Below are 10,575 nucleotides of genomic sequence, written 5' to 3'. Positions count from 1 at the left end.
TTATGATTAATAAATTTTTAATCTATTATATATTGAACTATAATAATAGATATTTTATTCCTTCTTTAGTTTTTAACAATATTTCTCAATACAAAACTCTTATTGTTGCATAACGTTAATAAAAGTGTTACTATTAATTCAGAAACAAAATAGATGAGTCTTTGGGGATAGGTGAAATTCCTTACCGGCGGTATAGTCCGCGAACCTTTTAGGTATGAATCGGTGTAATTCCGATACCGACAGTACAGTCTGGATGAGAAAAGACGAAGCACATTTGACGTGCGTATTTATGATTACCCAAGGACTATGTATATAGTCCTTTTTTTATTGAGGTGATATGGTGGATGACGTAGCATATATGAAACGCGCCATTGCACTGGCAAAATTAGCCACAGGTTACACTTCGCCAAATCCTTTGGTTGGTGCCGTAGTGGTTAAAGACAATACAATAATCGGTGAAGGTTATCATCATAAGGCTGGTACAGCTCATGCTGAGGTTCATGCCTTAAACCAAGCTGGTAATAATGCTAAAGGTGCTACTTTATATGTAACCTTAGAGCCATGCTCTCATTATGGTAAAACTCCACCTTGTGCGCTGCGTATTATCGAGGCTGGCATAGCTAAGGTCGTTGTAGGTAGTACAGATCCTAATCCACTAGTATCGGGAAAGGGTATGGATTTACTCCGTGAAGCAGGCATAGAGGTTGTTTGCCCCGTATGTAGTGAGGAATGTGCTGAGCTTAATGAGCATTTCTTTACCTATATACAGACGGGAAAACCTTTTATAACTATTAAGAGTGCTATGTCCCTTGATGGTAAGATTGCAACGTTTACAGGCCAATCCCAATGGATTACTAATGAATCCTCCCGTCGTGATGGACATGTACTACGTGCTACTCATGATGCTATGCTCGTTGGTATCGGTACAATCTTAGCAGATAATCCTCAGTTAAACTGTCGTCTTAGTGATGATGAATTAGCAGATGCTATATTAGATAGAAACATTCTTAATGAGCCTATCCCAGTTCATCAACCAGATGTCATCATATTAGACAGTCTTGGTAGAACGCCTACCACAAGTCGTGTATTTGAAGTAGATACTCGCAAGGTTCATATATTTGTATCTAAAGGTTGTCCTAAAGAACGGATACAGGCGCTAGAACACGTAGGAGCTCTTGTAACGGTTGTTGAATCAGTATCTACTCGTAAAAGTAAAAGTACAGATATCGTCATAGATATTAAGAAATTATCTATTGATGATATTCTTACAAAGTTGGGAGATTTTGGTTATACTTCAGTGTTAGTTGAAGGTGGTTCTGCTATTATCAGCTCTTTTGTAGAGACCATGAACTTTGATAAGGTGGTTACCTATATTGGTAATACTATAATCGGTGGTACAGAGGCTACACCTGCCGTAGGTGGTCGTGGTTTTGAAAGTTTAGACTCTTCGCCGCAATTAACCTTTACAAAAACAACTGTACTAGATAATAACATCCGTATTGAAGCGTATCGTCAAGGAAGGAGGGGCGCTTATGTTCACGGGAATCGTTGAAGAAATCGGCCGTGTAGAAAGCATTAAAAAGGGCCCTAAATCCTTAGCCATTACAATTCGGGGGGATAAGATTTTTAGCGATTTAAAAATCGGTGACTCCGTAGCTGTTAACGGTGTATGTTTGACAGCTACTACAATTGGTAATGGCGTATTTACAGCTGATGTAATGCCTGAATCAATTAAGATGACTACTTTCACAAATTTGAAAGTTCATCAACCTGTCAATTTAGAGCGAGCTATGCTTGCTAACGGTAGATTTGGTGGTCACATTGTAGCTGGACATGTAGATGGTACAGGCCGCATCATTGATCGTGAACAAACGGATAATGCCATTATCTTTACCATAGAGGCTCCAAAATCTGTTATGGATTATGTTATCTATAAAGGATCGATTACGATCGATGGTATTAGCCTCACTATTATGCGACGAACGGACAGCAGTTTTTCTGTATCGATCATTCCTCACACCTTAGGCGAAACTATTCTAGGTTCTGCCCATATTGGAACGGAGGTCAATTTAGAAACGGATATCGCTGGTCGATATATTCGTCATTTTATGAATCTTGGTAGCGAACCTACCGAAGAGAAACCTAAGAAATCTATGCAATCCCTCTTAGTAGAGAATGGATTTATATAAAGTAAGGAGCGTTCCTATGAGCGAACAATTACATTCTATTGAAGAGGTCTTACAAGACCTTAAAGCTGGTAAACATGTTATTATCGTTGATGATGAAAGCCGTGAAAATGAAGGCGATCTTATCATTGCTGCAGAGTTTGCTACACAAGAAAATATTAACTTTATGGTTAAATACGCGCGCGGTATTGTATGTACACCAATGCGTCGTGAAGCTCTAGAAAAGCTTGGCATCCCTGCAATGGTTGCTAAAAATACAGACAATCATGAAACTGCTTTCACCGTTACTGTAGACCATGTAGATACTACAACAGGCGTATCTCCAGCAGAACGTGCGTATACAATTCAAAAATTACTAGATCCTAATGCTAAACCTGAAGACTTTCGTCGCCCAGGCCACGTATTCCCCCTCGTGTATAAAGAGGGTGGCGTATTAGTTCGCCAAGGTCATACAGAAGCATCTATTGACCTTTGTCGATTAGCTGGTTTGCAAGAGGCAGCTGTTATTTGTGAAATCACAAAAGACGATGGCGATATGGCTCGTTTGCCAGATCTTTTACAATTCGCTAAAGGACATGATCTTAAAATTGCATCTGTAGCAGAACTTATTGAGTATCGTAAACAACATGAAGATATGATTAAGCTCGGTGCTTGTTCTAAACTACCTACTAAATTTGGTGATTTTAACATCTTTGTATTCAAAAATGATTTAGACCATAAAGAACATTTAGCTATTGTTAAGGGTGATGTTCAAAACTGTAACGATGTTCTTGTTCGTATTCACTCAGAATGTTTAACAGGCGATGTATTTGGTTCTAAACGTTGTGATTGTGGTGAACAATTAGATCACGCATTGCGTGCCATCGAAAAAGAAGGCAAAGGCGTTGTGGTGTATATGCGCCAAGAAGGTCGTGGCATTGGTTTAACTAATAAAATTAAAGCCTACGCATTACAAGAACAAGGATTAGATACTGTAGAAGCTAATGAACAATTGGGCTTCCCTGCAGATATGCGCGAATATTCCTTAGCAGCTCAAATTATTCGTTTCTTAGGTATTAAAAGCATTCGTTTGTTAACGAATAATCCTGAAAAACGCCATGGTTTAGAACATTGGGGTATCGATGTAACTAGCCGTGTACCGCTTATCATTGCAGCCAATAAATTCAATGCAGGCTACTTGAAAACAAAAGAAGAAAAAATGGGGCATATGTTAGAAGACTAATTATTTAGTTTTATTTAACAAATTGTTCGGCACATAAGAATTTCCTTTAATGGAATATAGGAGGTCAACATAATGAAGGTTCAAGAAGGTAACTTATTAGGTTCTGGTAAAAAATTTGCTATTATCGGCTCTCGTTTTAACGAGTTCATAACATCTAAATTAATTGGTGGCGCTGAAGATTGCTTATTGCGTCACGATGTAAAAGAAGAAGATATTACAGTAATCTGGGTTCCAGGCGCTTATGAAATTCCTTTAATTGCTAAAAAAGCAGCTACATCTGGTCGCTTCGATGCAGTTATTTGTGTTGGTGCTGTTATCCGCGGTGCTACAACTCATTATGACTATGTATGTAATGAAGTGGCAAAAGGTATTGCTCATGTTTCTTTGGAAACAGGTATTCCTGTTATGTTCGGTGTAGTAACAACTGAAAACATTGAACAAGCTATCGAACGTGCTGGTACTAAAGCTGGCAATAAGGGTTACGACTGTGCTATGGGTGCTATTGAAATGGTTAACCTTATCGATCAATTCTAATAATTACATAGTAAACACTCAGTATCTCATGATGCTGGGTGTTTTTATATTATCGAAAATATGTTCTTTTAATTTGGAATTAGAGTAGACGAACATATATTCCCTATTATTGAAAAGTAATTCTATGACATGATATACTATATAAGCACTATTAAGTGTGTACGATTTATTAATTAGAAATAAGGAATGATAGAATGGATTATATAAAACGTTTTACGACCCGAGAAGGGGTTCGTATGTCTTTAGCAGTAACAACAGATACTGTTGAAACGGCTCGTGTACGTCATGATTTATGGCCTGTAGCAACGGCTGCTTTAGGTCGTGCTATGACGGGTGCTATTTTATTGGCTGGGGACTTTAAAAACCATGAAAATGTAAGCCTTCGCATCAAAGGTGATGGTCCTTTAGGCGTTGTTCACGTAGATGCTTTTGCAGATAATACAGTTCGTGGATATGTGGATGAGCCACATGTAGATGTACCTTTAAAACGAGCTGGTAAGCTCGATGTAGGTGCTGCTGTAGGCCATAATGGTGAAGTTCAAGTAACTCGTTTTACACAATTAGCACAAGACTATACCTCCACAAGTCCTATTCAAAGTGGTGAAGTAGCAGAAGATTTGGCTTATTATTTATATGCTTCTGAGCAAGTGCCTTCTACCATTAGCTTAGGTGTATTGGTAGATCCAGATTATCATACTGTTGTGGCAGGCGGTTTTATCGTTCAAGCTTTACCAGATGCTACAGATGAAGCGTTAGCACAAGTAGAAAAGAATATTAATGAATTAGGCCCAATTACAGAATATTTGAAAGCAAATCCAGATGGTAAAGGTCTTATGGAACGCGTTCTTGATGGTTTAACTGTGAATGAAGTATATAATGAACCGATTCATTTCCAATGTTGTTGTGGCCGCGATCGCTTTGGTGCCGTACTCATGACATTAAGAGAAGAAGATAAAGAGGCTATTCTAGAAGATGAAGTAACAGAGCTTGTTTGTCACTATTGTAATGAAAAATATCATTTCACACGTGAAGAGTTACAAGATATGTTTGCTCCTAAAGGTCCAATTCAATAAAACTTTATAATATGTTGAAAAAATACAGGCTACTAGGTTTTTCCTATAGCCTGTTTTTCTATTCTATGAGAAAATAAAAGGTAGAGTTATTAATTATAGGAGGTCACAATGAGTGCAATTGGCGTAATTGGTGGTACTGGCGTTTATGATCCGTCCATCTTTGAAAATATTCATGAAGAATCCTTAATGACACCATATGGTGAAATAGATTATGTACAAGGTACATACCATGGGAAAACGGTAATCTTTGTTGCTCGTCACGGCAAAGATCATACAATTCCTCCACACAAAATTAACTATCGTGCTAATATTTGGGGTCTAAAAAAATTAGGCGTTACATTTATTATTTCTACAACGGCTGTAGGTTCCTTAAATGAAAACTTCAAGCCTAGTCATTTCGTTTTAACAGATCAATTCTTAGATTTCACAAAGAACCGCATCACTACATTCTATGAAGGTGGTGAACGTCCAGTAGCACATCTTGATGTTACAAACCCTTACTGTCCTGAATTACGTGACATTCTTCAAAAGGTAGGCACTGAACAAGGCCTAACAATTCATAATGGTGGTACCTATGTTTGTACAGAAGGTCCTCGTTTTGAAACACCAGCGGAAATTAAAATGTTCCATATGCTCGGTGGTGATACAGTAGGTATGACAAATGTACCGGAAGCAAACTTAGCTAATGAAGCAGAAATGGCATATGCTACGATCTCTATGATTACAAACTATGCAGCAGGTATTTCTGAATCTGCGTTGACACATGGTGAAGTGGTTGAAATGATGGGCGATATGGCATCTCAACTTAAATCTCTTATTTTAGGTGCTATTGATGCAATCGATGTAGATGCTCGTTATGACGCGCATAATCGCATGCAAGAATATGGTGGCTTTAAACTATAATCCATTCATAATGAAATACAATAGTTCATCGAAGGAGAAGGTATGATTAATATTGAATGGCGTAACGATACGCTAGTACTATTAGATCAAACTAAATTACCTACTGAAATTACGTATGTTCACTGTACAGATTGGCGCCAAGTAGCCGAAGCTATTAAAATGCTTCGCGTTCGTGGCGCACCTGCTATTGGTGTTGCTGCCAGTTATGGCCTTATTTTAGCGGCTATGGAAGCAGGCCGTTTGGAGGTTCCTTTTAGTGAACAACTTACAAGTTTATATGAATTTAGTGAGACCTTAAAGGAAACTCGTCCTACCGCAATCAACTTAGCTTGGGCCGTAGATCGTGTTATTTCTCTTGTAAAAAATCATGTTGAAAGTATATCTTCTATGAGTGAAGTAGTAGAGCTCACTAGAAAAGAGGCTATTACAATTCACGAAGAAGACGTGTCATTGAACCGTCGTATGGCTGAAGCAGGAGCAACTCTATTTGAAGGTCAAAAAAATATTCGCATTCTAACTCATTGTAATGCTGGTGCACTAGCTACAGGTGGTTTAGGAACAGCACTAGGTGTTGTCCGTAAATTACATGAAAATGGACAATTAGAACGCGTGTATGCTGATGAAACAAGACCATTATTACAAGGTGCTCGACTTACTGCTTTTGAACTTCATGAGGATGGTATCCCTGTTACTCTTGAGACTGATAATATGGCGGCCTATGCGATGCAACATGGCCTCATTGATGCCGTTATCGTCGGTGCTGACCGCATCACTACAAAAGGTGATGTAGCTAATAAAATTGGTACCTATGGTGTAGCAGTACTAGCTAAATTCCATAACATTCCATTCTATGTAGCAGCGCCATACAGTACATTTGATTTTACCCTTGAAAATGGTGCTGATATTCCTATTGAAATGCGCGACGATTATGAAGTCACATCATTGCATGGGGTTCAAACAGCACCTAATGGTATTGATGTGCTTAATCCAGCCTTTGATGTAACACCACATGAACTAGTGACTGCCATCATTACTGAAGAAGGTGTATTAAAACCGAACTATGAAGAGTCTATTGATAAGCTACGTCAGATCGTAGAATCTAAGTAACAAAAAAATCCAAGTGGATTAACCATATGTATTTTTTATCTAATCTACTTGTATAAGTAAAAGGAGATATTATGCAATCTTTAATTAAAGATATTAATTTAGCCGCAGAAGGCCGTAAGAAAATTGACTGGGTTTCCAACTTTATGCCTACATTAAATACATTGGGTGACCGCTTTGAAGCAGAACAAACTTTCAAAGGTCAAACAATTGTTGTAAGTGTTCACTTGGAAGCAAAAACAGCATACTTAGCTACTGTTTTAAAACGCGGTGGTGCCGATGTTATCGTAACTGGTTCCAACCCATTATCTACACAAGATGATGTAGCTGCAGGTCTTGTTGATATGGGCCTTACTGTATATGCTTGGTATGATTGTACGGAAGAGGAATACTTCAATTTCCTTAATAAGGCACTTGATCATAAACCACACATTATCATCGATGATGGTGGCGACTTGGTAAACTTGTTACACACAACTCGTCAAGATGCAAAAGAACGCCTATTAGGTGGTAGTGAAGAAACTACTACAGGTGTACATCGTCTCTATGCATTAGAAAATGCAAAACAATTAACATTCCCTATGATTGCCGTAAACGATTCTTACTGTAAATATCTCTTTGATAATCGTTATGGTACTGGTCAATCTGTTTGGGATGGTATCATGCGTACTACAAACTTAACTGTAACAGGTAAAAACGTAGTTGTTGCTGGTTATGGCTGGTGCGGTAAAGGCGTTGCTATGCGTGCAAAAGGCCTCGGTGCTCATGTATATGTAACAGAAGTAGATCCAATTAAAGCTATTGAAGCTGTATTTGATGGTTTCAAAGTGTTACCTATGATTGAAGCTGCTAAAGTAGGGGATATTTTCTGTACTGTAACAGGTTGTAAAGACGTTATTGTAAAAGAACATTACGAAGTGATGAAAGATAAAGCAATCATGTGTAATGCAGGTCACTTCGACTGCGAAGTAAATGTAGCTGAATTAGCTGACCTTGCTGTAAGCCATGAGCGTGTTCGTCAAAATATCGAAGGCTATACTATGGCTGATGGCCGTAAACTATATGTATTGGCTGAAGGTCGCTTAGTTAACCTTGCAGCTGGTGATGGTCACCCAGCAGAAATCATGGACTTGTCCTTTGCTATGCAAGCCCTTGCTGCAGAGCATATCTTGAAAAACGGCAAAGAAATGGAGCCAAAAGTATATGTATTGCCTCATGAATTAGATGTGGAAATCGCTAAACTTAAATTGAACTCCATGGGCTATGATTTAGATTCTTTGACACAAGAACAAATCGACTACTTAACAAAAGTAAACTAATATTGAATGGAAATGTAATAGTAAATGATAGGCTTAGGTGTATTATTACTACTATATACTTTCAGAATTAATAACTATAACCGAGCTTTTATGGCTCGGTTATACCTATGAGGGAAGACTATGTCCGATTTATTGATTACTAATGTAGACGTCCTCACCGATGAGGGCGTTCTTAAAAATCATGCTATTGAAATTGAAAATGGCTATATTACAGCTATTTTAAAGGATAGTGAAGCTATTAAAGCAAAAGATACTGCTAAGGACGTACTAGATGGTAAAGGCCAATTGGCAGCGCCAGGTCTTGTAAATACGCACACTCATATTGCGATGGGGCTATTTAGAAACTATGCAGATGATCTTGAACTTATGGAATGGCTTGAAACTGCGATTTGGCCGACAGAAGCTAAGCTAAACGATGATTATGTACGTTATGGCACACAACTTGGAATTGCGGAAATGCTGCGTACTGGCACTACAACCTTTAGCGACATGTATTTCTTTATGAATACTACGGCTGAGGTAGTAAAAGAAACGGGCATTCGCTCTGTATTATCTCGTGGCTTAGCAGGTGTTTCTCCAACAGCAGATCAAGCATTAGTTGAGAATGCTGATTTATTCCGCACATGGAATGGCTTTGATAATGACCGCATCAAGGTATTATTAGGACCACATGCGCCATATACTTGTCCAGATGCTTATATGGAGAAGGTTATCTCCTTATCTCATGAATTAAACTGTGGCATTCACATGCACTTGTCCGAAACTAAAGGGGAAGTGGAGAATGTAATGAAAGCTACAGGTAAAACTCCAATCGCTCATATGCATGACCTAGGTTTATTCTGGAATACTACATTAGCTGCACACTGTGTTCATGTTACAGATGAAGATATGTCAATTATGGCTGAAAATAATGTAGCAGTAGCACATAATCCGCAATCTAACCTAAAATTAGCAAGTGGTATTGCACCTGTGCCTGAAATGATCGGTAAAGGTATAACCGTTGGTCTTGGTACGGATGGTTCCGCATCTAATAATAACGCGGATATGCTCGAAGAAGTACGCCTTGCTGCTACTCTACATAAAGCACGTCTCTACGATCCTAAAGCCATTCCTGCACAAGCAGCTTGGCATATGGGCACTGTAGAAGGCGCAAAAGCCCTTGGTTATACTGATCTTGGTGTATTAGCGAAAGGCTATCGTGCAGATATCGTGCTATATGACGTATCTGGTATGCACTGGATGCCTCGTTACAACGATTTAGCGGCACTTGTATACTCTGCTAACAGTTCTGATGTAAATACTACAATTGTAGGTGGCAAAGTTCTTATGAAAGACAAAGAATTGCTTACTATTGATGAAGAAAAACTTCGTGCAGAAATCACTAAGGCTCAAGAGTATTTCAGTAACTAATATATTAAAAAAACTATAGCTGTAATTGATTAGCTTTTTCTTGTCTAGTTTAGTACTAGTTAGGTTTGTATTTATATAATATAAGTTTGTATGCGAGGTACTGCTATGCTAAAAAGAATACTTCAATACCTTTCACTTTGTATCGCCTTAGTTAGTTTGTTGATATTAGCTGGTTGTAGTAGTAATAGTGCGTCTTCTCAGCCTAAAGGACCTGAAGGGGAATGGATTGCTTACTCAGGCTATACCGTTCAAAATGTAGTGAGTGCTGTTGACACGCCTATTTTTACGATGAATCTTACAGCTCGAAATGATAGTAAGACGATTTATACAGCAGATATGAAAGCTTATAACTATCAATATACGACGCCTGAAAAGAGACCTGTTATTGAATCTACTCAAATGGTAGGGGATATAAAGGAAACTCGTCTAAATTATATTACGGCACTTACACTTGTAATGAGTGCTAACGATATAGTAGGTAATGCAGATAGCTCAAATTCTAATACAATTAAGATGGATATTACTGGCATACCAAATACTGCTCTTATTTATGATTCAAAAACAGATACTATTAAATTTATGGATCAAACCTTTAAACGAGTAAACGAAACGAACAATTTACAAACATTAGCCGATGCGTATAAGAAAGATCTTCAAGTAGCTTCTAATAAATATTTAGAAGAGATTGGCAATGCAGCAAATCCTAAAACAAAGTTTATAACAACCTATAACTTTGATGACTCTATCATTAAAGACAATAAGAAATAATAAATCAGAACCACCCGTAAAACGGGTGGTTTGCTCACGGGCTATAAGCCCGTAGT

General features: G+C 38.1%; 10 protein-coding genes and 1 riboswitch. All 10 genes read left to right on the top strand.

Features of this window, described 5'->3' with window-relative positions:
- Positions 1-153 precede the first annotated feature (153 nt).
- Positions 154-269: riboswitch (FMN riboswitch) on the top strand.
- Between the two features lie 68 nt (positions 270-337).
- On the top strand, positions 338-1,552 hold the full coding sequence (ribD, locus tag QZ548_RS04515) for a bifunctional diaminohydroxyphosphoribosylaminopyrimidine deaminase/5-amino-6-(5-phosphoribosylamino)uracil reductase RibD (RefSeq protein ID WP_295868643.1): 1,215 nt from the start codon (positions 338-340) through the stop codon (positions 1,550-1,552).
- Positions 1,533-2,189, top strand: a complete 657-nt coding sequence (locus QZ548_RS04510; RefSeq protein ID WP_295868642.1) for a riboflavin synthase — start codon at positions 1,533-1,535, stop codon at positions 2,187-2,189. Before ribD ends, QZ548_RS04510 begins: the two co-directional genes overlap by 20 nt.
- A 16-nt stretch (positions 2,190-2,205) precedes the next feature.
- Positions 2,206-3,408: a bifunctional 3,4-dihydroxy-2-butanone-4-phosphate synthase/GTP cyclohydrolase II gene (locus QZ548_RS04505; protein ID WP_295868641.1), complete on the top strand. Its 1,203-nt coding sequence runs from the start codon at positions 2,206-2,208 to the stop codon at positions 3,406-3,408.
- 72 nt (positions 3,409-3,480) lie between these two features.
- Complete coding sequence (gene ribE / locus QZ548_RS04500; RefSeq protein ID WP_024064376.1) at positions 3,481-3,942, top strand: 6,7-dimethyl-8-ribityllumazine synthase; 462 nt, start codon at positions 3,481-3,483, stop codon at positions 3,940-3,942.
- 194 nt (positions 3,943-4,136) lie between these two features.
- Positions 4,137-5,015 carry an Hsp33 family molecular chaperone HslO gene (hslO, locus tag QZ548_RS04495; RefSeq protein ID WP_295868640.1) on the top strand — a complete coding sequence of 293 codons (879 nt, stop codon included), beginning with the start codon at positions 4,137-4,139 and terminating at the stop codon, positions 5,013-5,015.
- 108 nt (positions 5,016-5,123) lie between these two features.
- A complete protein-coding gene (gene mtnP, locus QZ548_RS04490) occupies positions 5,124-5,918 on the top strand; it encodes an S-methyl-5'-thioadenosine phosphorylase (RefSeq protein ID WP_295868638.1) in 795 nt (264 codons plus the stop codon).
- Between the two features lie 42 nt (positions 5,919-5,960).
- The gene (gene mtnA / locus QZ548_RS04485) at positions 5,961-7,025 is read left to right on the top strand and encodes an S-methyl-5-thioribose-1-phosphate isomerase (protein ID WP_295868635.1); all 1,065 of its coding nucleotides are present in this window, start codon (positions 5,961-5,963) and stop codon (positions 7,023-7,025) included.
- A 71-nt stretch (positions 7,026-7,096) separates the two neighbouring features.
- Entirely contained in the window at positions 7,097-8,341 is a 1,245-nt protein-coding gene (locus QZ548_RS04480; protein ID WP_105089204.1) for an adenosylhomocysteinase, read from the top strand.
- A gap of 120 nt (positions 8,342-8,461) precedes the next feature.
- The gene (locus tag QZ548_RS04475) at positions 8,462-9,751 is read left to right on the top strand and encodes an amidohydrolase (RefSeq protein ID WP_060924576.1); all 1,290 of its coding nucleotides are present in this window, start codon (positions 8,462-8,464) and stop codon (positions 9,749-9,751) included.
- 105 nt (positions 9,752-9,856) lie between these two features.
- Positions 9,857-10,519 carry a hypothetical protein gene (locus QZ548_RS04470; RefSeq protein WP_024066208.1) on the top strand — a complete coding sequence of 221 codons (663 nt, stop codon included), beginning with the start codon at positions 9,857-9,859 and terminating at the stop codon, positions 10,517-10,519.
- Positions 10,520-10,575: the final 56 nt, after the last annotated feature.

Origin of the sequence: uncultured Veillonella sp., from assembly GCF_915069625.1 — a bacterium.
Taxonomy (GTDB): Bacteria; Bacillota; Negativicutes; order Veillonellales; family Veillonellaceae; genus Veillonella.
Note: the sequence above shows the minus strand (reverse complement) of the source record. Positions and strands in the feature narration are given on the sequence as shown.

What these genes read in the sequence shown, in the direction of transcription:
- ribE (WP_024064376.1), top strand. Translation starts at nt 3,481, where the DNA reads ATGAAGGTTCAAGAAGGTAACTTATTAGGTTCTGGTAAAAAATTTGCT.
- QZ548_RS04480 (WP_105089204.1), top strand. Translation starts at nt 7,097, where the DNA reads ATGCAATCTTTAATTAAAGATATTAATTTAGCCGCAGAAGGCCGTAAG.
- ribD (WP_295868643.1), top strand. Translation starts at nt 338, where the DNA reads ATGGTGGATGACGTAGCATATATGAAACGCGCCATTGCACTGGCAAAA.
- QZ548_RS04505 (WP_295868641.1), top strand. Translation starts at nt 2,206, where the DNA reads ATGAGCGAACAATTACATTCTATTGAAGAGGTCTTACAAGACCTTAAA.
- mtnP (WP_295868638.1), top strand. Translation starts at nt 5,124, where the DNA reads ATGAGTGCAATTGGCGTAATTGGTGGTACTGGCGTTTATGATCCGTCC.
- QZ548_RS04475 (WP_060924576.1), top strand. Translation starts at nt 8,462, where the DNA reads ATGTCCGATTTATTGATTACTAATGTAGACGTCCTCACCGATGAGGGC.
- QZ548_RS04470 (WP_024066208.1), top strand. Translation starts at nt 9,857, where the DNA reads ATGCTAAAAAGAATACTTCAATACCTTTCACTTTGTATCGCCTTAGTT.
- QZ548_RS04510 (WP_295868642.1), top strand. Translation starts at nt 1,533, where the DNA reads ATGTTCACGGGAATCGTTGAAGAAATCGGCCGTGTAGAAAGCATTAAA.
- hslO (WP_295868640.1), top strand. Translation starts at nt 4,137, where the DNA reads ATGGATTATATAAAACGTTTTACGACCCGAGAAGGGGTTCGTATGTCT.
- mtnA (WP_295868635.1), top strand. Translation starts at nt 5,961, where the DNA reads ATGATTAATATTGAATGGCGTAACGATACGCTAGTACTATTAGATCAA.